The organism is Geobacillus sp. E263 (assembly GCF_007197795.1).
Taxonomy (GTDB): domain Bacteria; phylum Bacillota; class Bacilli; order Bacillales; family Anoxybacillaceae; genus Parageobacillus_B; species Parageobacillus_B toebii.
Window position 1 is genome coordinate 1733484 of record NZ_CP041632.1, and the last position, 24222, is coordinate 1757705.

Below are 24222 nucleotides of genomic sequence, written 5' to 3' on the forward strand. Positions count from 1 at the left end.
CCTTCCCCTTTACGATATTCGCTCATGGTTAAAACGTGCATTTTGGTTAAGGGAGGAAACAAATAAGTAGCATAAAAAACCGATACCGTTATTTGGTACCGGCTTTTTGTTTGTATTGTTGCAGGGCATTGATATACTCATCTTTGATCTTTTCTTTTTCTATACATAGCTGTTGCTGCAAAAAGTCAATCACCGCTTGATCGTCCGCCAGTCCCGCTGCGAATTGACGTTTTATAAACCGTTCCGCCTCTTCTTGGCTCGAAAACGATTGTACTTCCTGTTCTTGATGATAAACGCCCCATTTGTCATCGCTTGGATGAAAGAAAAACCATTGTCCTTGATGATTGGTAAAAAAGAACCCTTCTGTTTGATCTTTTGTATTGAGCTGGTTTTGTTCCACATCATGATATACCGGCGGAAGCGAGAACACATCGACGACAAAAAGCGGGAATGTTGTTTCATTAACAAAGCATCCGGATGCTTTCGGATGGCCTCCTCCTCCAAACTGTTTCGCAAACTCCGCAACATTCACGTTGTCGTGAATCGTTCGAAACCCAATATGTTTCGTGCCGAGATTAACCATGGCGATTAAATCTAAATGTGGACAACGTTTGGATAATGCATTACCTAGTTCAGACATATGTTGTTCGGCAAAAACAATACCGACACAATAATCATCAAACCAGCGCTGGACAAGTTGTTTTTGTTTCATTCGGATGTAGCGCTGAATTTTCTTTTCTTCCATATCCAAAATAAGTTCTTCCGTTTCGGTTAAAGCAAATGGACCTCCTTCCGTTAACCGTTCACTCATGCGATCCCAAAATTCGTCCAGGCCTAAAATCGTCAGCAAATCATTTAGCCGCTTTGCCCGCGTGTTGTCTGTTTCTTCCCATTCCCATGTATCGTATTGGCGGACAAGCTCTACAAATTCATCGAGCGTTTCGTTTCGTTCCAGTTTTTGTTCACGGATTAAATATTCATAAAATAGCGAGGTTGCGCACGTTTTTTTGCCTTGTTCATCCGTTGGCTGCACCCACCCCCACGGATACTTATTAAAATGGAGGGCAGTGACATGGTGGTCGACAACTTGAACGTGTTTTCCTGCTTCAAATCGTTCCTCCAGTTTTTTCTCCACCTCTTCACTGACCGCCAGATCGGTAATAAATACACTTGCTTCGTTATGCTGTTCATTTTCAATAAATTGTTTCACTCGTTCATCTAAGTTACGGTAGGAACAAAATGATATGTTTACTTCTTTAAACGCAATTTTCGCCAACAGTCCGCACCCAATTCCGTCTAAATCGCTGTCCGTAAACAATTTGATCATCGCCAATCCATCCTTTTCTTTATAAACTTTTATACAATAGTTTCTTCAATAGCGGGAATAAGAAATCTGGAAGTTGCTCCACGTTTGGAACAACAATGCTATGTTTTCCATAAATATTTCGAATCGTCTCTCTTTGTCCTTCGTCAATTTCACCATTGGCCAAAAAGACGTTAATCACTTCGATATGATGTTTGCGCGCTTCTAATACCGCTTCATGCGTATCGATAATACCGTTTTGTTCATAACCAAACGCCGCTGGTTCTCCGTCGGAAAACACCAATAGAAATTTTTGTTTTTCCGGCCGCTTTAAAAGTTGTTCCGTTATGATGCGAATCGCAAATCCGTCGCGATTATCTTCCTGGGCCTCCAGCTGCATAATCGCAGGGCCGCTTTCTTTTTTGTGTGATTGTGCAAATGAAATTACCGTTTGAAAATAGTTTGGCTGCTTCGTTTCCGTCGCCTCATTTGGATCTTCCCAAAATCCAACGATCTGATGGGGCACAAGCAACGATTTTAATGCTTCATGGAACAAAATAATACCGCGTTTCGTTTCTTCCATTTTGTCATACATCGACGCTGAACAATCGACTAGCAGCGTAAAAACGGCATCAATACGAGAAGATGGCTGATGTTTTTTATAAAACAAGCGCGGCTGTTCGTCTGTCCATAGACGAAGCAGTTTTTTATGCAGCCGGCCAAAATGTAAATCGGTGCGTGGAAGTGTCTTTTTATGTTCTAATGTTTTTTTCATCATTTGTTTTAATTTTTTTTGATATGGTAAAATATCGATTTTCTTTTGTTCATATTGTGCTATTTGTTCAGACGAAGGAGAAGTTGGAAAAAGAAAAATTGCTTCAGCATACCGGTTATCTTTCCCGTAGCGATCCCCTTTACCTGCTTGTTTGCTTTCCCGTTTCTGTTCATAGGCATTTAGCTTCCTATAATCGTTTCGATTCGATTTTCGCGCAGATCCTTGCACCATCGCAAGTGCTTGATCCCCGTCTTCGCCTTCACGCGCTCCATCTCCCAATAAATCGGTTCGCGAGCCTTGTTCAAGTTCAAAACGCAAGAAACTTTTCGTCATGTCACTCGTTTCACGATGCCACGTTGGCAGTTCTTGATCATGGACATCTTCGTCCCCGCATTTTTCTTTATCCAAGATGTCACAGTTATTGAGCGGGTCGATCCGTTTTAAGTCTTCTAGCGTCAGTCCCATCTCTTCATTATAACTTTGTTCTGGTAAATAAAAATACGTGTTTAACATATCATTTTCCAATACGTCATCGAATGCTTCTGTAATCATCCACGTGATACGGGCCACTTCTTTCGTTGAAGCAGCGTCAAAAAATTGGGGAAGCGTCTGGCGAAGCCAAGGCATCATTCGGTCAATTGGCTCATGAATAACCGGAACGTCCTCTAGCGGCGAGTCGGATGTTAATAACAAATAGATAACAGAAAATAATGCATCCGTATATACGCTTCTTGTCAAATTGGCGTTCGTTTGACTGTAAAAATAACGGCGGTACACATCGCGGCGGATGCGAAACCATTTTTTCGTGCCAGGACGCTCTTTTTTACAAATTTCTTCAAGACGCAAATCTTCTGCTAGTGTAAATAGTTGTTTTGCAAAACTAGGGATCGATATGTTTTTCGTTTTGTTAAGAAATGCGGTGACTTCAGAAAAATCAGTATGAAAAAGCGTTCCAACGGCTCGTAAACAGACATCGCTTTTTAATCCGTTTTCTTTTTCTTCTTTCGGCCGATTGTCCCAAAAATGACTGACATATAATTTTCGGTTTGGAGAGTCAACATAAGACTGAAAGCCGAACTCTACTTCCCAATCGCTATGTTTCGCTAACGTTTTCGCTAAATCGGACAGCTGCATAAACAAAAAGGAATCAATCTTTTTATCGTTAAATTGGATAAATCGCTCCATATTGGATCCCTCATTCTTCGAACAACGTTTCCGCGATGTTGCGCACCGCTGCTTTTTCACGGTCATCTTCGAGTTTTTCCACAATGCCGCGTTCAATGGCCCGAAGCGGCGGCAAATATACAGCTAAATCACAAGTATCGATCAGCGCCCGAATCGAAGCAGCTTCTTCGGAAATTTGCCCATTTTTTACTTGTGCAATTAAATCAGCGGATAACGTGACGAAGCGGTCGATGAGTGTTTCGTCTGTTAATGTAGTTTGTGCCAACAATACGGATTTTAATGTATCTCCTTGAATATACGGAACATCGATGACAACAAAACGGTTTTTTAACGCTTCGTTGAGCGGGACGGTGCCAACATATCCCTCGTTAATCGCAGCGATCACGCCAAATGTTTCTTTCGCTTTAACGACTTCTCCGGTAAACGGATTAGTAATCATTTTTCGATAGTCTAAGACACCGTTTAAAATCGGCAGTGTTTCTGGTTTAGCCATATTAATTTCGTCAATATATAATAAATGTCCTTTTGTCATCGCCTGAATGACAGGACCTGGGATAAACTCGATTTCTGCTTTTCCATCGCGATTTTGAATCGTTTTAAAGCCAAGCAGCGCTTCGGCATCTAAGTCAACAGAACAGTTCACACTATGCATCGGCTGTCCGAATATGGATGATAACGTTTCCGCCAGCTTCGTTTTTCCGGATCCCGTCGGTCCTTTCAATAAGACGTTTTTCCCAAGCGCAAGTGCAATGATAGCATCATATAGAATCGACTCATCGGAAGCGGTGTAACCGCCTTTTCCAATGAGATAGGCGTCTTCATCATTCGAAAATAGTTGGTTGCGATATTGAATAATTTCTTCAACTTTCTCTGGAAGTTTCACTATTTGTCGTCCTTTCTTTCTTTATTTTGCATTACGATTACTATTCTACTGAATGTCCTGTTTTCACGCAAAAAAGAGGCATTTGTAACTATAAAAATATTATGTAAATTAAAAAATGCAAAGAAAAATGGAGAGCCACCATCCTTTTATAATTATGATGCTCCCCGTCAGCTAAAATTATCTTCAATCGCCTTGCGAATGAGCGCTTGGCAGCGATCTAATTCCGCTTTTAATTGCCGTTTGTACAGCTTTGCTTTTTCATATCCGCCATCCGCAAACCGATAATAGACAACTTCTTGATATTTCATTCCTTCTTTTTTCTGTTTCACTTGTTTTAGAATTCCGTCTTCAATAAGGTCATGTAACGCTTTATATACTTCTGAGTGATTCGGTCTGTAGCCATATGGCTTAAACTCCTGGCGTAGCAAGTCTAATATTTTTAATCCGTATAAACGTTCTTGTTCAGTTAATGTGATTAAATATAGTTTTAAAAACGCACGCTGTTTTAACAGAAAACCGCTTGGCGTTCTTTTTTCCCCCATGTTTCTCCCTTCTTTCTTCTTTTTCATTATTATAACAATTCCACTTATTGTATGGAAATCCTTTTTATTTTCGATTTTTTATTTAGAACATAGATTTATTAGTTTATTTAATGGAAAAGGAGGCGTTCCTGCCTCCTCTTTTTTTGATCATACCTACTTAATAAAAGACAATCGTTTTGTTTCCATGAATGATGACACGATCTTCCAAATGCCATTTTAAGGCTCTGGCAAGCACGGTTTTTTCAATAATTCTTCCCATTCGTTTTAAATCATCGGGATGGTGGCGATGGTCAACACGGGCAACGTCTTGTTCGATGATCGGACCTTCATCTAAATCATCGGTTACGTAATGCGAAGTTGCGCCAATTAGTTTCACGCCTCGCTCATACGCCCGTTCGTACGGTCTTGCTCCGATGAACGCTGGTAAAAAGGAATGATGAATGTTAATAATTCTTCCCGGAAATTCAGCGACAAATGCTGGGGATAAAATTTGCATATAACGGGCGAGCACAATCGTATCCACTTCATATTTTTTTAGCAGCTCGATTTGCTTTTGCTCGGCTTCCGCTTTCGTTTCTTTCGTAACAGGAATATGGAAATATGGAATGCCAACCGATTCTACTGTGCTTCTGAGATGTTCATGATTGCTTATCACAAGCGCAATATCGGCAATTAATTCACCAGCTTGCCACTGCCATAATAACTCTAGTAAACAATGTTCTGCCTTGGAAACAAATATAGCAATTCGTTTGACATCATTATGTAAGCGAAGGCGCCAATCCATATGAAACGACTCGGCGATCGGCTGAAAAGCGGATTCAATTTCTTGCTTTCGCAACGCGATATTCGGACAATCAAATTCGATTCTTAAGAAAAAGGTGCCGCCTTCCGGATCGGTGGAATATTGACTAGATTCGACAATATTTGCGCCTTGTTCGTACAAAAACGATGTTACAGACGCGACGATACCTGGTTTATCCGGACATGAAATTAACAAACGAGCACGATTTTCATAGTTTTGTAGAAATGATTGCCATCGATGTTCGCGAAATGTATGCATGTGACTATCTTCCCCCCTATAATATTCATTTAACCTTCATCATATAAAAAAACGGTCGGAATGCCAACCGTTTTTTTATTTATTTTCCTTATCGTCCGCTTCAAATAAGGATAAATATTCCCCATATCCTTCTTTTTCTAAATCTTCTTTTGGAATAAAGCGTAATGCAGCAGAATTAATACAATAACGAAGACCGGTTGGCTCCGGACCGTCGTTAAAGACATGGCCCAGGTGAGAATCGGCTTTACGGCTTCGCACTTCCGTTCGAATCATCCCATGACTTAAATCGAGCTCCGTTTTAATATTTTCTGGATGAAGTGGCTTTGTAAAGCTTGGCCAGCCACATCCTGCGTCAAATTGATCTTTCGTGCTAAAAAGCGGTTCCCCCGAAACAATATCTACATATATTCCTTCCCGTTTGTTATTCCAATATGGATTGTCAAACGGCGGTTCCGTCCCGTTTCGCTGCGTCACTTCAAATTGAAGAGGAGTCAGCTTTTTTCGCAACATTTCCTCTCGTTCTTTATCCCGCCAGTGTTCTTTCAAAAACGCATCGCGTCCTGAAGCGATATAATACATTTTATAGTGAAGAGGTCTTTTCTTATGATAGTTTTGATGATATTCTTCAGCCGGGTAAAATGTCGATGCAGGCAATATTTTTGTGACAATCGGTTTGGAGAAACGTCCGCTTTCTTCTAATTCCCGTTTTGATTTTTCAGCGAGTAGGCGCTGTTTTTCGTTATGATAAAAAATCGCTGTCCGATACGATTCGCCACGGTCATGAAACTGTCCGCCGTCATCGGTCGGATCGATTTGGCGCCAGTAAATATCTAAAAGTTTTTCATATGGAAATACGTCAGGGTCAAACGTAATTTGTACTGCTTCGTAATGCCCTGTTGTTTGTGAACATACTTCCTCATACGTTGGGTTTTCTTTATGGCCGCCTGTGTACCCGGATATGATGCTGATAATTCCAGGCTGTTCTTCAAATGGCGAAACCATGCACCAAAAACAGCCGCCCGCGAATGTTGCTAATTCATATCCCATCCGTTACTTTCCCTCCTTTTTATTTATCATATCAAAAAAGACACCTTCCTCCAAACGGAAAGGTGTCTACTGCGTATTCAATCATTATTTCGTTAAATCGCCGGCTGGGCCAAAAAATTCATAATGAATATTTTCGTCGGAAACGCCCCATTCTTTTAACGCATGATAGACCGTTTTCATAAATGGAATCGGCCCACAGAAATAAAAATCTGCTTCTTTATTCGAGACAACGGATTGTATCCAAGATAAATCAATGAATCCTTCTTTTCCGAAATAAGGATGTTTTCGGTCTTCTTCTGAAGGAGACTGATAGCAAACATGATACGAAAATGCTGGATGTTCCGCTAAGCGGCGCAAATCTTGATCGAACGCATGGACGTTTCCATTGATCGCCGCGTGAATAAACGTTACTTGGCGATTAGGTTGACGCGAAACTGCCGTACTTGCCATGCTCATCAGTGGCGTAATTCCGACACCGCCGCTAATGAGTACAATCGGTGTTTCTTTGGCCATATCGAGCGTGAAAACACCAAATGGAGCGCTTAACTCAAGCACATCGCCTTCTTGAATATGATCATGCAAGTAATTCGAAACGATGCCGGCTGGTTTGTCTGCTGTTGCCGCTTCTCTTTTCACACTAATGCGATAGTAGCCTTTTCCTGGCGTATCGGATAAGCTGTATTGGCGAATGTGGGTATATTGATCCCCTGGAATAGAGACTCTGACACTGACATATTGTCCTGGCAAATACTCGCTAATTTCTCCTCCATCTTCAGGGACGAAATAAAACGATGTAATGACATCGCTTTCTTTTACTTTTTTCTGTACGATAAAGCGGCGGAAATCTTTCCATCCTCCACGTTTGGATGCGGCTTCTTCATACAATTGCGCTTCTACTTTGATAAATACATCTGCGATTATCTCATATGCTTCGGCCCATGCATTGATAATTTCGTCTGTCGCCGCCTCTTTAAGCACCTCTTTAATCGCAAGCAGCAAATGTTTTCCAACAATCGGATAATGCTCTGGTTTGATCCCTAAGCTGCAATGTTTATGAGCGATTTGTTGGACAAGCGGCATAATCACTTCAAGCTGATCAATATATTTCGCTGCGTTGTAAACAGCTTGTGCAAGCGCCCGTTGTTGTCTTCCTTGTTTTTGGTTAGCATGGTTAAAAATATTGAGCAGCTCTGGATGATTTGAGAACATGGTTCGATAAAACCACTTCGTAATTTGCTCCCCATGTTGTTCAAGTACTGGAACCGTTGATTTGATAATTTCAATCGTTTTTTGGCTTAATGATTTCGTTGTCGCATTCATTTCTCATATCCCCCAAAAAAGATGTATTTTAAATACATGTTTATTGAATCATAGTTGTTTTTTTAAAGCAATATTTCAAATACATTTTTAACAAATTGTTCACAATTTTTTTTGAGGGATGGATTATGATAGAATAGTACTAAAGAAGCTAATTTTAAAGGTGTGAAACAAATGCAGCTGACAAACTATACCGAATATGCTTTGCGTGTTCTTCTCTTTTTAGGAACGCTCGATCCTGAAGAAAAAACCAATATTAAAGAAATTTCCAAGACATTTTCTATTTCAGAAAACCATTTAAGTAAGATCGTATATGAACTTGGAAAATTAGGCTATATTGAAACGATACGCGGACGAAACGGTGGAATTCGGCTAGCCAGAAAACCAGAAGAGATTCGAATTGGATCAGTCGTCCGCAACACGGAAGAAAATTTGTCGCTCGTCGAATGTTTTGCCGGACATGGCAATCATTGCGTCCTTACCCCTGTTTGCCAGTTAAAGCGTGTGCTTCACGAAGCACTAGGATCGTTTTTGCAAGTGCTAGATTCATACACATTAGCGGATTTGCTCAGCAATAAACAACACTTACAGATGATTTTCCGCAAAGAAAAACAATAAAGGAGCTCCCTCAAACAAAGAACAGCTCCATTCATATTTTTTTAAAACAAAGACATACGTTTGTCACATTTCGTAAAATATATTAATATTAGAAAGGCATGAGAAAAACAAACAAGAATTAAAAGGAGGCCAAAATGAAACACGCACAAAATGTATTACCACCTTATGTAAAAGTCCAAAACGGTGAACTCTGGTTAACAGAAGATGACCGCGAAAATTTAAAAATTAGCTATCGCATTAAAGACATTATTTTCTCCGAACGATCTGATTTCCAACATGTCATGATTTTAGATTCTTACGATTTCGGACGTATGCTTGTACTCGATGGAGTCGTGCAAACGACATCGATTGACGGCCACATTTATAACGAAATGATTTCTCACGTACCGCTTCAATTCCATCCATCGGCAAAAAAAGTGCTTATTATTGGCGGCGGAGACTGCGGTGCGGCTAGAGAAGTAGCGAAATATAAACATGTCGAAGAAATTCATATGGTTGAAATTGATGAAAAAGTAGTGCAATCTTGCAAAGCACATTTACAAGAAGTTTCCGGAAACTTATCCGATCCGCGAGTACAGTTTATTTATGATGATGGGGTTGCTTTTGTAAAAGAACGTGAAAGTGAATATGATGTGATTATTATCGACTCGTCTGACCCAGTCGGTCCGGCTGAAGCGCTCTTTTCACGCGATTTTTATGCCAATGTCCGCCGTGCTTTAAAAGATGATGGATTAATGGTTTGCCAAAGTCAATCGCCAATTTTCCATTTAGACATTTTACGCCAAACGTATGCAAATATTTGCGAATTATTCCCGCATGTCCAAGTATACACAGCGACTGTTCCTACATATCCAGGCGGATTGTGGAGCTTTACCATCGGTTCAACGAAACCTCTTTCACTTCCGGAAAATACAACCATTCCATCAGATACGAAATATGTTAACGAAGGAATATTAAAACAATGCTTCCAACTTCCTCAATTCTTGAAAAAGGCGCTTGAAAAGTAAGGAAAGAGCAGTCGCTAGACTGCTCTTTATTATAAAGCGCGCCCTGCCACGATCGAAACCGTAATATCATCGGCGGGCGGATTATGTAATCCGGCGCGGACATCCCGGTAATGCCGCTGCAATGGATTCTCAGCAAATAAACTTTTTCCTCCGACGATGCGCATGGCCAAATCAACGACATCGACAGCGGTATTGGTTGCAATATATTTTACGGCTGCTAATTCTTCTTTCATTTGTGCCCGCTTCTCTGGATAACGGTCCCATTGATCGGCAATGGAATACATAAAATGCCGTGCTGCCATCAAATGGATATCCATTTGCGCGATTTTTCTCCGCACTTCCGGTACTTCCGCAATCGGGTGAGAAAGACTATTTGGCTGATACGTTTTTGCGAATGCGATCGCCTCATTGCGCGCGGCGATGGCGATTCCTAAATAACACGCAGGAATGTGTAAAAGCCACCCTTGAGCATGACTTTTTGCTTTTGGCAAACTAAGCATTTCGACAAGTGCTTCTTCTTCTACTTCCACATTTTCTAAAATAACATCATCGCTTCGTGTCGCTCTCATGCCGAGCGTATCCCACGTTTTTTCAATTTTTAACCCCGCCGCTGTTTTCGGAATCAGAAAGTTTCCGACTTCTCCTGTTTCTTGAATAGTTGCGGATACGATAAAGTAATCAAGCGCCGGAGCTAGCGAAGTGAACGTTTTTCGGCCGGAAATCACCCAGCGGCCGCTGCGGTGTTCCGCGGTTGTTTCCGGTTTTCCGCCGCGCGCTGGACTTCCGGTCGCTTCTTCAGAATGAGCGCTATTTAGTAAAATTTGCTTTTCCACGACTTCTCGGCAAATTCGTTCAAAAACAGATAGCGGCCATTTTTTTGTCTCTGCAAGGTTCATGATAATGCCTAAATGCCAGCCGAGCGATAGCGCCGTCGCGCCGTCCCCTTGGGCGATCGTTTCCTGAATGAGCAAAAATTCGTAAAGGGAAATTTCTTCCCCGCCATATGATTTAGGAACAGTAAGAGAAAGAAAGCGCGCCTCTTTTAAGTCATCGAAATTTTCAAACGGAAATTCGGCATGTTCATCATGCCATCTAGCGCGCTTTTGGAATCGCTCAGCAAGATTCCGTGCCCGTTCGTACAAGTTTCGCTCCCGCTCTGTGCGAAGAAATAAATGATATAGTTCGTTCATAAGTCTCCCCTTCTTTTTCCATTATGGTTTTATTGTACACGTTATAAAGCGGGGATGGAAACAATATGCAATTAAAGAATGAATAAGTGACGAACATCACGGTCATCATGACGGTGGTAAAATTCATTTTTCGTATGGTCATATATATACTCTTGCTTCCACTTGTCTTCGTGACGCACAATATGGCGGATCGCCCGGATGATATGGTATATATCTTCATTTGTCATGATTGGATGAACTGAAATACGAACCCATCCTGGCTTGATTAGTAAGTTTCCCTGTTCGACTTGCATCAAAATGTTTTTCGACTGCTCTTTGTCAATTCCAAGCAAATAATGGCCGTATGGACCAGCGCATGAACAGCCGCCGCGCACTTGAATGCCAAAGCGGTCGTTCAAAAGCTTTACGACTAAATTATAATGCATTCCTTCAATAATAAATGATACGATGCCAAGCCGGTCTTCCCGGTGCCCTTCTAAAATATGAACGCGCGGTATTTGCTTTAAATGGGACAAAAGAAGTGTTGTTAATTCTTTTTCCCGCTTCAAGATGCGTTCAACACCCATTTTTTCTTTTAATTTAATGGCCAGCGCTGCTTTTATCGTTTGTAAAATCGGCGGTGTTCCCCCGTCTTCCCGAGTTTCAATGTCTTTAATATATTTATAGTTCCCCCACGGATCGGTCCATATGACTGTCCCTCCTCCAGGATGATCAGGGATGCGGTTTTGATACAACCGCGCATCAAAAATAAGTACACCAGCGCTTCCAGGTCCTCCTAAAAACTTATGCGGTGAAAAATAAATACCGTCTAATTTTTCTAGCGGGTCATCAGGATGCATGTTGATGGGGACGTATGGAGCGGAGGCAGCAAAATCAACAAAGCAAATTCCTTCATGTTCGTGTATCATTTTTGCTAACCGATGATACGGCGTTTGAATACCTGTTACATTGGAACATGCGGTAAAAGCGCCGATTTTCAGCTGGCGATGCGCGTATGCTTGCAATAATTGCTGGAAATGCTCCAAATCCACATCCCCATTTGCAGTCGGGCGAATCATAACCACTTCTCCAATGGTTTCTGCCCATGATAATAAATTAGAATGATGTTCCATATGTGTGACGAAAATAACCGGACGCTTCTCATCGGGAAGCTTAAGATGGGGCTTCCACTGTTCCGGCACCCTTAAGCCAAGCAGCCGCTGTAGTTTATTTACCGCGCTAGTCATCCCCGCTCCTTCCATAATAATGACATCATGTTCATCCGCATGGACATGGCGTTTAATCAATTCTTTTGCATATTGGTATGCCAACGTCATTTTTGTGCTCGTCACGTTTGATTCGGTATGCGTATTGGCAACAAATGGGCCAAGTTCTTCTGTTATTTTTCGTTCAATCGGCGCATACAAACGGCCGCTTGCTGTCCAATCAGCATAAATCATTTTCTGTTGTCCAAATGGAGTGGAAAATGTCACATTCGTCCCAATGGTTGCTTCACGAAACGGTTGAAAATACGTTTCCAACTCTCCGCGGCATGTAAATGTCATCTCACCGATGGTTGCTTTTATCTCCACGAACATCCTCCTTTCCTTTAGTATATTCATACAGTATGTAGCCGTGAAAAATTGGTCAATAAAAAAAGAAAAAAAGCTGCCTAGTCTTGCTAGACAGCCTCATTGGTTATTCCTTTTTCGCTGCTTGTTTCGATTCGGGAATTGTGTATTGTTCCAGCTGCTTTCTTAAATCATCTGGGATCGGCTCACTTTTTTGCGTTTCAAAGTTAAAGTAAACAACCGTTGATTCACCTAGCGCAATTAACGTTCCTGTTTTTTCGTCTAAAATACGATGAACAAGTTGGAAACTTTTATTTCCGATCTTTGAAACGTTTGTTTCGATTTTTAATCGTTGGCCGAAAAACGCTTGATTGATGAAATCACATTTTGTCGAGGCAAGAATAAACCGCCATTCTTTTATATCACTTCCATACCCTAACTCTTCAAACATGCGAATGCGTGCTTCTTCGAGATAAATAAAATAGCTTGTATTGCTGACGTGCCCAAGCGCATCCGTTTCACAAAAACGAATGTTTACGGTCGTTGTATGAGTTGCCATAAAACTCCCCCCTAATTTCTATTGACTAGTCAGTATGTTGTTTTTATCATAGCTATATTTTTTGGTCGATTCAACTATTTTTTTGTTTTGATTGATTATTTAGCACATAGTTTTATTTATTAATAATAGACAGCGATAGTCGAATATGCTGAAATGCTTTTAATAAAAAACGCAACGACATCGATGGAAACGTCGATCGATGTCGTTACGAGAAAAAGATCGGTGCAATTAGATAGGCAATCACCGATAATATTCCACACAATAGTGAAATACGTAATTTATATTTCGCATAACTCATTAAATCTAAATCCATAACCGACGCGGTTGTAATAGTTGTATCGCCTAACGGAGATGCGAAAGCACCAAACGTTCCGCTTGCAAATACCGCTCCGATCGTCATCGCTAGCGGCGCTCCTGTCGCTGCCGCTAACGTTACGCCAAGCGGCATAAAAATCCCCCACGTTCCCCATGATGTGCCGATAAAATAAGAAACAAACGAACCGATGACAAATACAGCAGCGGGAACGACTTCTTTCGGAAGCCATGTCCCAAATGTCGATGAAATGTAAGTGGCAAACCCTAATTCATCTGCGGTCAGCGACACTGCCCAAACGAGAAGAAGCATTCCAATCGGTGCCATTAATTGATTGCCGCCGTCAAAAAAATGATAAATCAGTTCATATAACGGCTGACGCCTGATAAGATAAAATACGGCCGTTGCAATGATCGTCACAAACAATGCCATTAACATCGCCAGCGTCGCATCGGCTCGTGAAAACGCATCAAAAAAAGTAGCAGCCCCATTTTTTGTCCCACTGTACCAAAAGAAAAAAAACGTCAGCACAAGCACAAGAAAAAGCGGAAAAAACAAATGAAGCGGTTCCCCTGTTACTAACGCCAACTCTTTCCGCAGCCCCAATTGGTGAAACTGATTTGTTTTTTCTTTTTCTCTCTTTTTCTCATTTCTTCCAATCCTCACATTCATAAATGTGGTCATCAATCCAACAAAAAGCGCGATAATGGCGAAAAAGTTGTACGGTAAGCTTGCTAAAAAAAGATGATAGGCTGATTTATGGATTCCATTTTGCTCGAGCGCCCCCGCTACTACCGACATCATAAACCCTACAAACGCCGTCGCGGCGGGAAGAAGAACGATAATTGGTTCTGTTGACACATCAATCATATACGCCATTCTCCGTCGGTCAATACGAAATTTCCCAAGGATGGATTTCATCACAGGACTGAGCAACATAATACGAAACATCGGCGTAAAAAAAGTAAACGGTACGGTAAGCCATATAAATAACAGTAGCCTTCGCTTCGAATGAAGCTTTTCGCTAATCCATTGCACAAATCCTTTAATTCCGCCTGTAATTTGAATCATGCCAATTAATGAACCAAATAAATATAAAAACGCAACTACTTTCATGTGCTCTAAATCACTGATCGCTTTTAAAAGCGTGGCTACCGCTCGCTCGATTGTGGGAAGCACACTTCTTTCCAAACAAAACGCACCAATGATTAATCCAATGACAAGCCCAGGAAGAATCTCTTTGAGCCAAATTGCAAGCGGAATGATAACTAGAAACGGCAATAAAGACAACCACGTTCCTTCCATCCAATTCACCACCTTCGTTGTTACAAGGATAGCCATAATGATGAAAAATTATTATCGTTTAATGTTGATTATTTAGCACATAGTTTTATTAGATATAAATATAAAAAAGAAACGAACACTTGCGAGATGGCAAGTGTTCGTTTACTTCCGCCTTGCAAAATCGACGAAACGGAATTTATCGAGACGGTGGCGCGACTCTGTATATTGAAATAACGTAGCGTCATCTAAATAGACGAAATTTTTTACAACCACAACATGGTCATAGCCATTTAAATCTAAATATTTTCGATCCTCTTCATTGACTTTATCGACAAACATTTCTTTTTTCGCAAAGCTGATTTTCAGTTTTAACTGTTTCTCCAAATATTCATAAATCGAATCTTCACATATTTCCCGCGTCAATGTCGGAACATATTTTTTATGAAAAAAATCTTTATCTAATATGATTCGTTCTCCCTCAATTTCACGGGAACGAATGACTTTCCATATTTCGTCTTTGCTTGTCGCGTGCAAATGCCGCTTTAAATATGGATCCGGTTTAATTACTTCCAACTCGTTTACGATCGTTTTTACAGGCTGTTTCATGTTTTGGGCCAATTCTTTAAAACTCACTAGCCCAGATACCGGAAAATCGTATTTGCCAACATCCAAAACGATGGAGCCTTTTCCTTTCATTTTTTGGATATAACCATGTTCGGATAGTAAATTGAGCGCTTTGCGAATCGTCTCTCTCGATGTGTTATATCGTTCGGAAAGTTCATTTTCCGACGGCAGTTTGTCATACGGTTTCCAATGTCCTTGACGAATTTTTTCCACAAGATCGTGATAAATGGATAAATATTTATTTTCATACATTTCGCTCACCGACATGTATTGTATCACGATTTGGTCAAGTAATAAACAATCGATTCGTACGGGCGAAGCGATATTGTCCGAAAATCGTTCGGTGAATCATCATAGTTAGAAAGCAATATTTCGCTCGAATAGCCGCTTACATCGACGTCATCCGGCAATACGAACGTCGTTTCTCTTCCGTAAAAATTATTCACAACAAGCAGTTTTTCATTTTCTCCATTTCGCAAATAAGCGAAAATATCTGGATGATCTTCAAGCAACAGCTGATAATCTCCAGTTGTAATAATGTCATATTGCTTGCGAAGTTGAATAAGCCGTTGATAATGATAGAAAACTGATGTCGGATCTTCCAGCGCTTTTTTCACGTTAATTTGTTTATAGTTCGGGGCAACGCGAATCCAAGGCGTGCCTGTCGTAAATCCGGCATGTTCGCTGTCGTCCCATTGCATCGGCGTCCGCGAATTGTCGCGCGATTTCCGTTTTAAAATTTCAAGCACTTCTTGTTCACTTTTTCCTCGTTCTTGCAAAATGCGGTACATATTGAGCGACTCAACATCGCGGTAATCATCAATCCGCTCGAATTTCGGGTCGGTCATGCCAATTTCTTCTCCTTGGTAAATATATGGCGTCCCTTGCATCATATGAATGACCGTTGCCAGCATTTTCGCTGACTCTTTATGATATTTTCCATCATCGCCGTACCGCGATACAATCCGCGGCTGGTCATGGTTGCACCAAAAGAGCGCATTCCAGCCGCCGCCTTTATGCATCTTGACTTGCCATTCCGATAAAATTCGCTTTAGTGCAAGAAAATCAAAATCGGCGACCGCCCATTTTTCCCCGTTCGGATAGTCGACCTTTAAATGATGGAAATTAAACGTCATATTTAACTCACGGCGATTAGGATTTGTATATTTGATGCAATGGTCAATCGTTGTGGATGACATTTCCCCGACCGTCATAATATCGTATTTCGAAAATACTTCCCGGTTCATCTCTTGCAAAAATTCATGAATGCGCGGTCCGTCGGTGTAAAACTTGCGGCCGTCGCCCGGCGGCACCGAACCGTCATCGTCAAGAAATCGTTGATCTTTCGATAGCAAGTTAATGACATCTAAACGGAACCCGTCCACTCCTTTTTGGAACCAAAAATGCATCATGTCATAAATACGGCGGCGCATCTCTTCGTTTTCCCAGTTTAAATCCGCTTGTGTCACGTCAAATAAATGCAAATAATATTGCCCTGTTTTCTCATCGTACTCCCATGCCGAACCGCCAAACTTCGACTGCCAGTTCGTTGGAGCACTTCCGTCCGGCTTTGGATCCCGCCAAATGTAAAAATCACGATACGGATTATCTTTCGATGTACGTGCCTGCTTAAACCATTCATGCTCCGTAGACGTATGATTGACAACCATATCCATGATCAACTTCATGCCGCGCCGATGTACTTCTTCTAACAATCGATCAAAATCTTCCATCGTGCCATATTCATCATGAATTTGAAAATAGTCACTAATATCATAGCCATTGTCACGCTGCGGTGACTTGTAAATCGGCGTCAGCCAAATCACATCCACACCAAGCAGTTTCAAATAATCGAGCTTTTCGATAATTCCTTGCAAATCACCGATTCCATCACCGTTTGTATCCTTAAAGCTTTTTGGATAAATTTGATATACGACTGCTTTTTTCCACCATGGCTGTTGTTTCATTGTCGCTATCACCTCGTTCTATTATAGATAAAAGATAAAAACGATACCATTGGCGAACGTTCACCAATGGCATGTTAAATTGATTATTTAGAACATAGTTTTATAATTACATATCCGTTATCGATTTTCTTTACGGAACTTGCTGAATACAAACGTTAAGGCAAACGGTACGATAATGGCGATTGCCATTCCGATAAAGAATGGTGCCCACTTTTGCGGTACGATCGATAAAAACCCTGGCAAACCGCCAACGCCAATCGATGGAGCGATGACTTTATTTAGTGTAATAAACATTCCGGCAATCGCCGCACCCGTCATCGCCGAAATGAACGGATAACGGAAACGCAAGTTTACCCCAAACATCGCCGGTTCGGTAATGCCAAGATAAGCAGATACTGCGGAGGTGAAAGAAAGACCTTTTAACTTTTCATCCTTTGCAGCAAACATCATTGCTAATGCCGCAGAACCTTGGGCAACGTTTGACATGACAAGGATCGGCCATAAGAACGTACCACCTGTGCTTGCAATCAACTGCAAATCGACCGGTAAAAACGTATGATGCATTCCCGTAACAACGAGCGGTGCGTATAATGCCCCATACAAAAAGCCGCCAATCGCTGGAACGTTATCAAAAATGCTGACAAATACATTTGTAATCGCATTTCCGATCGCAAACGTAATCGGTCCAATTGCAATAAATGCTAAAAAGCCCGTAATTAATAACGCAAGCGGTGCAACAAGCAACAATTGAAATGCATCCGGTATACGTTTACGTAAAAATTGCTCGATTTTCGCAAGTACATAAGACGCTACAAGCACCGGCAGCACTTGGCCTTGATATCCGACTTTTTGCACTTCAAATCCGAATAAATTCCAAATAGGAATTTCCCCTTTTTCTTTCGCTGCTCCCCATCCCCATGCATTTAACAAATCAGGATGGACAAGCATCAAACCGAGGACAATTCCCAAAAGCGGGCTTCCGCCAAACTTTGTCACTGCCGACCATCCGATTAAGCCAGGCAAGAAGACGAACGCCGTATTTGCAATAAGGTTAATCATGCTAGCAAGATCTGCCCATTCTTTGTGCACTTCGACAAACGATTTGCCTTCATAAAAAATACCCGGACCTGTTAAGATGTTGTTAATCCCCATCAACAAACCAGCTGTCACAATCGCCGGCAAAATCGGGATAAAAATATCTGCTAATGTTTTAATGGCGCGTTGCAGCGGATTTAACTTCGCTTCTGCCGCATCTTTAATCTCTTGTTTTGTCGCTCTTCCAATGCCGGTCATTTCCACCATTTCGTTATATACTTTATCGACAAGCCCTTGTCCGATAACTACTTGAAATTGACCGTTCGCGGAAAATGAACCTTTTACAATATCAATGCTTTCTAATTTCTCTTTATCGACTTTCCCCTCATCTTTCAACGCAAAACGCAAACGCGTGACACAATGGGTGGCGGCAACAATATTTTCTTTTCCACCAATTGCTTCGACAATTTTAGCAACTGATTGTTCATATGCCCCCATAAGGAAACCTCCCCGATCTTTTTCTAAAAAACGAAATTCATTTAACCGTTTTCAGGAATCGCTTTCAAAAAAACTTGTATATACAAGTCAATTTTATTCTAACCTGTATATACAAGTTCGTCAACATTTATTTTCGACATTTTTTGTTACTTTTTCTCTAACTATCACTTCTTTTGTAATATTTTGTAAATTAGCAGGAAAATAAATGATTGATTTGGAAATAAATATATAGCGATTTTGATAGAGAAAGGATGAACAAAACAAGATGAAATCATACACACTAAAGGAAGCGGCAAAAAAAGTGAAAGTCGCTCCGCGAATCTTAAAAGAATGGGAAAAAGAGTTTGCACAATACATTACAATTCCGCGGACAAAACAGGGGGCACGTATTTATAACGATGCATTACTGGAGCAATTTGCAAAAATTAAACAATGGTTTGCTGAGGAAAAAACGAAACAAGAGATCATTCAATATTTACAGGCAGAACAACAGAAACAAAACATTGGATTGGAAACAACGGTAATGGAAGGAGAGGTGATTGATATTCCGCGCCCTTTACGCCATGATACTTATTACATAGCCGAACAAGTGGCGAGGACAATGAAAGAGGAAATCGTTGGCGAGCTCAAAAAAGAAACGACGGAAGTGTTAGAGCAAGCAATGAAAGAAATGAAGTTATACGTGGACGAAATTCGTGAAAACTCCGTATCTACCAAACAAGAAATCCATGACTCACTAACGCAATATACAAAAACATTGCAGCAAGAAACGGAAGAAATTCATGAGCATCTTGAAAATGTCGTTACATTTTTACAGGAAGAAAAAGCGAAGCGGGAACAAGAACGAAAGCTCTATGAAGAACAAATCATGGAGCGCGAAAAAGCGTTTCGCGAGCTCGTTGTTTCCTTCCGCCAAGCAGCGGCTAACACTGACACGAAGCGTTCGAATAAGTGGTGGAAATTTTGGTAAAACAAAACTCGGCATATTTGCCGAGTTGTTTTTTGACTTATTCCATCTCCTCTTTTCCTAACATGTTAGATGGTTGTTTCCATATATCCATGATGGCCCCCGCTTCATCACTATCGATGATAAAGGAACCATTGCTGTAACGATCTGCAGTGCGCAGCGAAGCGGTGGAAATCGTCTCAGTTACGCCCGTCTCGGTGCGAATAAACAATACATCATCATCCCCTTCCGTTAAAATAGAAGCGACGATGCGGTGCGGATTTGTTTTTAACTCACGAAGCATGACAACTCCACGTTTAGCGCGCGATGTTTTTTCAAATTCACTTAACGGCATTTTTTTCATGGCTCCCCGTTGTGTCGCGATCACTAAATACATGTGTTCTTCTTTCCCGATTGGATGAGCGGAAACAACATAATCTCCTTCTTTTAAATTAATTCCTTTCACACCAGCAGCGCGCACGCCAACCGTGCTTATTTCCGCTTCATCAAACCATAATCCGTATCCTTGATTCGTTACAAGCAATAGGCTTTGTTGTCCATCCGTCACATAGACGTGCAGGACTTCATCATCTTCTTTTACATTCATCGCGACAAGCGGGCGCGTATACCGCTGGACTTTATATTGCGCCAGCTCCGTTCGTTTCACCATGCCTCGTTTGGTGACAAAAATAAGGCTTAATGAGTCATCAAACTGTTTGACAGGAACAGCGGCAATAATTTCATCATTCCGATCGAGCGGGATCAAATTGGAAATATGCTGACCGACATCTTTCCAACGAATATCTGGCAGTTCATAAACAGGACAGTACAAGTAATTTCCTTGGCGAGTAAACAACAACAACACATCGGTCGTGTTCATTTCCATTTGCAAAAGCAGCCGGTCAGATTCTTTCATGCCGAAGTCCTGACCGTTCGAAGCACTGTATGAACGGTAGCTCGTTCGTTTCACATATCCTTCTTTCGTCACCGTGACAATCACGTCTTCTGCTGGAATCATCACTTCCAAATTAATTTTAATTTCTTCAATTTCATCTTCAATTACCGTTCTTCGTTCATCGGCATATTGCTTCTTCATCGCTTTTAATTCTTTTTTAATCACCGCAAGCAATTTCTTTTCATCATTTAAAATAGCGGTCAGTTCTTGAATCGTTTTTTCCAACTGTTCCGCTTCTTGTTTTAATGCGGTAATATCTGTGTTCGTTAAACGATATAGTTGCAGCGATACAATCGCTTCCGCTTGTGCTTCGGTGAACTCATATTTCGCCATTAAGTTGTCTTTGGCGTCGCGCTTATCACGGGAAGCACGAATGGTCGCGATCACTTCATCTAAAATCGATAAAGCTTTCATTAAGCCTTCGACAATATGCTGGCGCTCATGCGCTTTTTTCAACTCATATTGCGAGCGGTTCGTCACGACCTCTTTTCGATGCTCAATGTATGCGTCCAACAGTTCTGGAAGGCTTAGCAGTTTCGGATGACGTTTATGAATGGCGACCATATTAAAATTGTACGGTACTTGCAAATCGGTATTTTTATATAAATAATTTAAAATTCCCTCCGCATCGGCATCTTTTTTTAGCTCAATCACAATGCGTAGTCCGGTGCGGTCCGTTTCATCGCGAACATCGGAAATGCCGTCTAGCTTTTTATCGAAACGAAGCTCATCTATTTTTTTGACGAGATTCGCTTTGTTTACTTCATACGGAAGCTCCGTGATGATAATTTGCTTTTTCCCGCCTTTTGCTTGTTCAATCACCGCTTTTCCGCGAATAATAATTTTTCCTTTTCCCGTTTCATACGCTTTTTTAATGCCGTCTTTCCCTTGAATAATGCCGCCGGTTGGGAAATCAGGGCCGTGCAGCACCGTCATCAGCTCATCAACGGTGCAGTTCGGCTTGTCGATGCGCATAATCACCGCATCAATCACTTCACCTAAATGGTGCGGCGGAATTTCGGTTGCATATCCCGCCGAAATGCCGGTAGAGCCGTTGACTAATAAATTCGGAAACATCGCCGGCAGCACGACCGGTTCTTTCGTCGTATCATCAAAGTTCGGGACAAAATCGACGGTCTGTTTTTCAATATCACGCAGCAATTCCGAGGCAATCGCCGACAAGCGCGCTTCGGTATACCGCATCGCTGCCGGCGGATCGCCGTCAATGCTTCCGTTATTTCCATGCATTTCAATTAATACATTGCGCAGCTTCCAATCTTGGCTCATCCGCACCATCGCATCATAGACGGACGAATCTCCGTGCGGATGAAAATTTCCGATGACGTTCCCGACCGTTTTTGCCGCTTTGCGAAACGGTTTGTCCGCCGTATTTCCATCGATGTACATCGCATATAAAATGCGGCGCTGCACCGGCTTTAACCCATCCCGAACATCGGGAAGCGCGCGCTCTTGAATAATATATTTACTATAGCGGCCAAAGCGGTCGCCAAGCACATCCTCAAGCGCCAAATCTAGCAACCTTTCTGCCATCAATAATCCCCTCCTGCAACAAATACATGCTCATTGTCTAAAATATTTGGGTCGTCTTCTAATCCGAATGCGACGTTTGCTTCAATCCATTTTCTGCGCGGTTCGACTTTATCGCCCATCAATGTTGTTACGCGGCGCTCCGCCCGGGCCGCATCTTCAATCCGCACGCGAATAAGCGTGCGTGTTTCTGGATTCATGGTCGTTTCCCATAATTGATCGGCGTTCATTTCGCCAAGCCCTTTATAGCGCTGTATGGTATAACCTTTGCCGAACTTTTTCACGATTTCTTTTAATTGTTCATCCGTCCACGCGTATTCGATGATTTCTTTTTTTCCTGTACCTTTGCTAATTTTATATAGCGGTGGCAGGGCAATATATACTTTTCCCGCTTCGATGAGCGGCCGCATGTACCGATAAAAAAACGTTAAAAGCAACACTTGAATGTGCGCGCCGTCCGTGTCCGCGTCCGTCATAATAATCACTTTGTCATAGTTAATGTCATCAAGCGAAAAATCCGGTCCGACTCCCCCGCCGATCGCGTGGATAATCGTATTGATTTCTTCGTTTTTCAAAATGTCGGCAAGCTTCGCTTTTTCTGTGTTAATCACTTTTCCGCGCAGCGGCAATACCGCCTGAAAACGGCGGTCGCGCCCTTGTTTCGCCGAACCGCCTGCCGAATCCCCTTCGACTAAATATAATTCGTTTTTCTTCGGATTGCGCGATTGCGCCGGCGTCAATTTTCCGCTTAATACCGTTTCCTTTCCTTTTCGCTTCTTCCCGCTTCTCGCTTCCTCGCGCGCTTTTCGAGCCGCTTCCCGCGCTTGATATGCCCGAATGGCTTTTTTGATCAGCATCGTGCTAATATCAGGGTTTTCTTGCAAAAAGTATGTTAAATGTTCCGATACGACCGCATCAACGGCTGAACGGGCTTCGCTTGTTCCTAGTTTTCCTTTCGTCTGCCCTTCAAACTGCAACAGGTGTTCCGGAATTCTTACCGATATGATGGCGGACAACCCTTCGCGAATATCCGATCCTTCCAAGTTTTTATCTTTTTCTTTTAACAGCCCCATCTTACGCGCATATTCATTAAACACGCGTGTCATCGCCGTTTTGGCGCCCGCTTCATGCGTGCCGCCGTCTTTGGTGCGCACGTTGTTCACGAACGAAAGCACGTTTTCCGAATAGCCGTCGTTAAATTGGAAAGCAAATTCGACTTCAATGCCGTTTTGCTCCCCTTCAAAATAAACGACAGGATGGAGAACATCTTTGTCTTCATTTAAATATTCAACAAACGCCTCAATCCCGTTTTCATAATAAAACACATCGCGCATGCCGGTCCGCTCATCGATGAGCTCGATCTTTAGCCCTTTTAACAAAAACGCAGATTCGCGCAAACGTTCGCTTAACGTTTCGTAGTTAAACGTTGTCGTGCTGAAAATGGTCGGATCTGGCTTAAATTGAATGATTGTGCCTGTTTTGTTGGTTGTCCCGATCTTTTCTAGTGTTGTAACCGGTTTTCCTCCGTGCTCGAAACGTTGTTGATAGATAAAACCGTCACGATGGATCGTCACCACAAGCCATTCCGACAAAGCGTTGACGACCGATGCACCGACTCCGTGCAAGCCGCCGCTCGTCTTATACCCGCCTTGCCCGAATTTGCCGCCGGCATGTAAAACCGTTAAAATCACTTCCGGCGTCGGCTTGCCAAGCTTATGCATTCCCGTCGGCATGCCTCGCCCTTCGTCAAGTACGGTAATGCTGTTATCTTTATGTATTTTTACGAGAATATAATTTCCGTACCCCGCTAACGCTTCATCGACGGAGTTGTCGACAATTTCATAGACAAGATGATGCAGACCGCGGCTGTCGGTGCTGCCGATATACATTCCCGGCCGCCTCCGCACCGCTTCGAGTCCTTCTAATACTTGAATCGCATCATCGTTATATTCATATACGGATTGTTTTGTCACATGCATTCCCCTTTCAACAAAAACAAGAACATTTGTTTCTGTT

General features: G+C 41.9%; 19 protein-coding genes. 3 read left to right on the top strand and 16 right to left on the bottom strand.

Annotated features, from left to right (window positions below):
* Nucleotides 1–88: 88 nt before the first annotated feature.
* From FNL97_RS09100 to hmpA, 7 genes are all read right to left on the bottom strand, one after another.
* Nucleotides 89–1327, bottom strand: a complete 1239-nt coding sequence (locus FNL97_RS09100) for a DHH family phosphoesterase (protein ID WP_143415576.1) — start codon at nucleotides 1325–1327, stop codon at nucleotides 89–91.
* Between the two features lie 19 nt (nucleotides 1328–1346).
* On the bottom strand, nucleotides 1347–3263 hold the full coding sequence (locus FNL97_RS09105; protein ID WP_062677919.1) for a vWA domain-containing protein: 1917 nt from the start codon (nucleotides 3261–3263) through the stop codon (nucleotides 1347–1349).
* 10 nt (nucleotides 3264–3273) lie between these two features.
* Nucleotides 3274–4146, bottom strand: coding sequence for an ATP-binding protein (locus FNL97_RS09110; RefSeq protein WP_062754031.1), 873 nt, complete (start codon nucleotides 4144–4146; stop codon nucleotides 3274–3276).
* A 167-nt stretch (nucleotides 4147–4313) separates the two neighbouring features.
* Complete coding sequence (locus FNL97_RS09115; RefSeq protein WP_015863876.1) at nucleotides 4314–4688, bottom strand: replication termination protein; 375 nt, start codon at nucleotides 4686–4688, stop codon at nucleotides 4314–4316.
* Between the two features lie 157 nt (nucleotides 4689–4845).
* Complete coding sequence (purU, locus tag FNL97_RS09120; protein ID WP_062677921.1) at nucleotides 4846–5748, bottom strand: formyltetrahydrofolate deformylase; 903 nt, start codon at nucleotides 5746–5748, stop codon at nucleotides 4846–4848.
* 75 nt (nucleotides 5749–5823) lie between these two features.
* Nucleotides 5824–6795: a peptide-methionine (R)-S-oxide reductase MsrB gene (msrB, locus tag FNL97_RS09125; RefSeq protein ID WP_015863874.1), complete on the bottom strand. Its 972-nt coding sequence runs from the start codon at nucleotides 6793–6795 to the stop codon at nucleotides 5824–5826.
* 84 nt (nucleotides 6796–6879) lie between these two features.
* The gene (gene hmpA / locus FNL97_RS09130) at nucleotides 6880–8115 is read right to left on the bottom strand and encodes an NO-inducible flavohemoprotein (protein WP_143415578.1); all 1236 of its coding nucleotides are present in this window, start codon (nucleotides 8113–8115) and stop codon (nucleotides 6880–6882) included.
* A 171-nt stretch (nucleotides 8116–8286) separates the two neighbouring features.
* Here hmpA and FNL97_RS09135 point away from each other — a divergent pair, with 171 nt between their 5' ends.
* Entirely contained in the window at nucleotides 8287–8730 is a 444-nt protein-coding gene (locus tag FNL97_RS09135) for an Rrf2 family transcriptional regulator (RefSeq protein ID WP_062677923.1), read from the top strand.
* 134 nt (nucleotides 8731–8864) lie between these two features.
* On the top strand, nucleotides 8865–9737 hold the full coding sequence (speE, locus tag FNL97_RS09140; RefSeq protein WP_062677924.1) for a polyamine aminopropyltransferase: 873 nt from the start codon (nucleotides 8865–8867) through the stop codon (nucleotides 9735–9737).
* Between the two features lie 29 nt (nucleotides 9738–9766).
* On the opposite strand, the gene FNL97_RS09145 is transcribed toward speE, so the two are convergent.
* From FNL97_RS09145 to treP, 7 genes are all read right to left on the bottom strand, one after another.
* Nucleotides 9767–10927 (bottom strand): acyl-CoA dehydrogenase family protein, encoded by a 1161-nt coding sequence (locus tag FNL97_RS09145; protein WP_143415580.1) that lies wholly within the window; start codon nucleotides 10925–10927, stop codon nucleotides 9767–9769.
* Nucleotides 10928–10998: 71 nt separating this feature from the next.
* A complete protein-coding gene (locus tag FNL97_RS09150; protein ID WP_143415582.1) occupies nucleotides 10999–12498 on the bottom strand; it encodes an aminotransferase class V-fold PLP-dependent enzyme in 1500 nt (499 codons plus the stop codon).
* A gap of 106 nt (nucleotides 12499–12604) precedes the next feature.
* The gene (locus FNL97_RS09155) at nucleotides 12605–13036 is read right to left on the bottom strand and encodes an acyl-CoA thioesterase (protein WP_062754040.1); all 432 of its coding nucleotides are present in this window, start codon (nucleotides 13034–13036) and stop codon (nucleotides 12605–12607) included.
* A gap of 205 nt (nucleotides 13037–13241) precedes the next feature.
* Nucleotides 13242–14654 (bottom strand): Na+/H+ antiporter NhaC family protein, encoded by a 1413-nt coding sequence (locus FNL97_RS09160; RefSeq protein WP_015863868.1) that lies wholly within the window; start codon nucleotides 14652–14654, stop codon nucleotides 13242–13244.
* A 141-nt stretch (nucleotides 14655–14795) separates the two neighbouring features.
* Nucleotides 14796–15509, bottom strand: coding sequence for a trehalose operon repressor (treR, locus tag FNL97_RS09165; RefSeq protein ID WP_081189515.1), 714 nt, complete (start codon nucleotides 15507–15509; stop codon nucleotides 14796–14798).
* 23 nt (nucleotides 15510–15532) lie between these two features.
* Complete coding sequence (gene treC / locus FNL97_RS09170) at nucleotides 15533–17224, bottom strand: alpha,alpha-phosphotrehalase (protein ID WP_143415584.1); 1692 nt, start codon at nucleotides 17222–17224, stop codon at nucleotides 15533–15535.
* Between the two features lie 117 nt (nucleotides 17225–17341).
* Entirely contained in the window at nucleotides 17342–18757 is a 1416-nt protein-coding gene (treP, locus tag FNL97_RS09175; protein ID WP_015863865.1) for a PTS system trehalose-specific EIIBC component, read from the bottom strand.
* A 265-nt stretch (nucleotides 18758–19022) separates the two neighbouring features.
* Here treP and FNL97_RS09180 point away from each other — a divergent pair, with 265 nt between their 5' ends.
* Nucleotides 19023–19727 carry a MerR family transcriptional regulator gene (locus FNL97_RS09180; RefSeq protein ID WP_143415586.1) on the top strand — a complete coding sequence of 235 codons (705 nt, stop codon included), beginning with the start codon at nucleotides 19023–19025 and terminating at the stop codon, nucleotides 19725–19727.
* Between the two features lie 37 nt (nucleotides 19728–19764).
* Here FNL97_RS09180 and parC read toward each other — a convergent pair whose 3' ends face one another.
* Both parC and parE read right to left on the bottom strand, forming a co-directional pair.
* Nucleotides 19765–22209 carry a DNA topoisomerase IV subunit A gene (gene parC, locus FNL97_RS09185; RefSeq protein ID WP_143415588.1) on the bottom strand — a complete coding sequence of 815 codons (2445 nt, stop codon included), beginning with the start codon at nucleotides 22207–22209 and terminating at the stop codon, nucleotides 19765–19767.
* A complete protein-coding gene (gene parE, locus FNL97_RS09190; RefSeq protein WP_015863862.1) occupies nucleotides 22209–24179 on the bottom strand; it encodes a DNA topoisomerase IV subunit B in 1971 nt (656 codons plus the stop codon). Before parE ends, parC begins: the two co-directional genes overlap by 1 nt.
* Nucleotides 24180–24222: the final 43 nt, after the last annotated feature.

Bases quoted from the DNA above. Each gene is read 5' to 3' on its own strand.
- FNL97_RS09100 (WP_143415576.1), bottom strand. From the start codon at position 1,327: ATGATCAAATTGTTTACGGACAGCGATTTAGACGGAATTGGGTGCGGA.
- FNL97_RS09105 (WP_062677919.1), bottom strand. From the start codon at position 3,263: ATGGAGCGATTTATCCAATTTAACGATAAAAAGATTGATTCCTTTTTG.
- FNL97_RS09115 (WP_015863876.1), bottom strand. From the start codon at position 4,688: ATGGGGGAAAAAAGAACGCCAAGCGGTTTTCTGTTAAAACAGCGTGCG.
- purU (WP_062677921.1), bottom strand. From the start codon at position 5,748: ATGCATACATTTCGCGAACATCGATGGCAATCATTTCTACAAAACTAT.
- msrB (WP_015863874.1), bottom strand. From the start codon at position 6,795: ATGGGATATGAATTAGCAACATTCGCGGGCGGCTGTTTTTGGTGCATG.
- hmpA (WP_143415578.1), bottom strand. From the start codon at position 8,115: ATGAATGCGACAACGAAATCATTAAGCCAAAAAACGATTGAAATTATC.
- FNL97_RS09135 (WP_062677923.1), top strand. From the start codon at position 8,287: ATGCAGCTGACAAACTATACCGAATATGCTTTGCGTGTTCTTCTCTTT.
- speE (WP_062677924.1), top strand. From the start codon at position 8,865: ATGAAACACGCACAAAATGTATTACCACCTTATGTAAAAGTCCAAAAC.
- FNL97_RS09145 (WP_143415580.1), bottom strand. From the start codon at position 10,927: ATGAACGAACTATATCATTTATTTCTTCGCACAGAGCGGGAGCGAAAC.
- FNL97_RS09155 (WP_062754040.1), bottom strand. From the start codon at position 13,036: ATGGCAACTCATACAACGACCGTAAACATTCGTTTTTGTGAAACGGAT.
- FNL97_RS09160 (WP_015863868.1), bottom strand. From the start codon at position 14,654: ATGGAAGGAACGTGGTTGTCTTTATTGCCGTTTCTAGTTATCATTCCG.
- treR (WP_081189515.1), bottom strand. From the start codon at position 15,509: ATGTATGAAAATAAATATTTATCCATTTATCACGATCTTGTGGAAAAA.
- treC (WP_143415584.1), bottom strand. From the start codon at position 17,224: ATGAAACAACAGCCATGGTGGAAAAAAGCAGTCGTATATCAAATTTAT.
- treP (WP_015863865.1), bottom strand. From the start codon at position 18,757: ATGGGGGCATATGAACAATCAGTTGCTAAAATTGTCGAAGCAATTGGT.
- FNL97_RS09180 (WP_143415586.1), top strand. From the start codon at position 19,023: ATGAAATCATACACACTAAAGGAAGCGGCAAAAAAAGTGAAAGTCGCT.
- parC (WP_143415588.1), bottom strand. From the start codon at position 22,209: ATGGCAGAAAGGTTGCTAGATTTGGCGCTTGAGGATGTGCTTGGCGAC.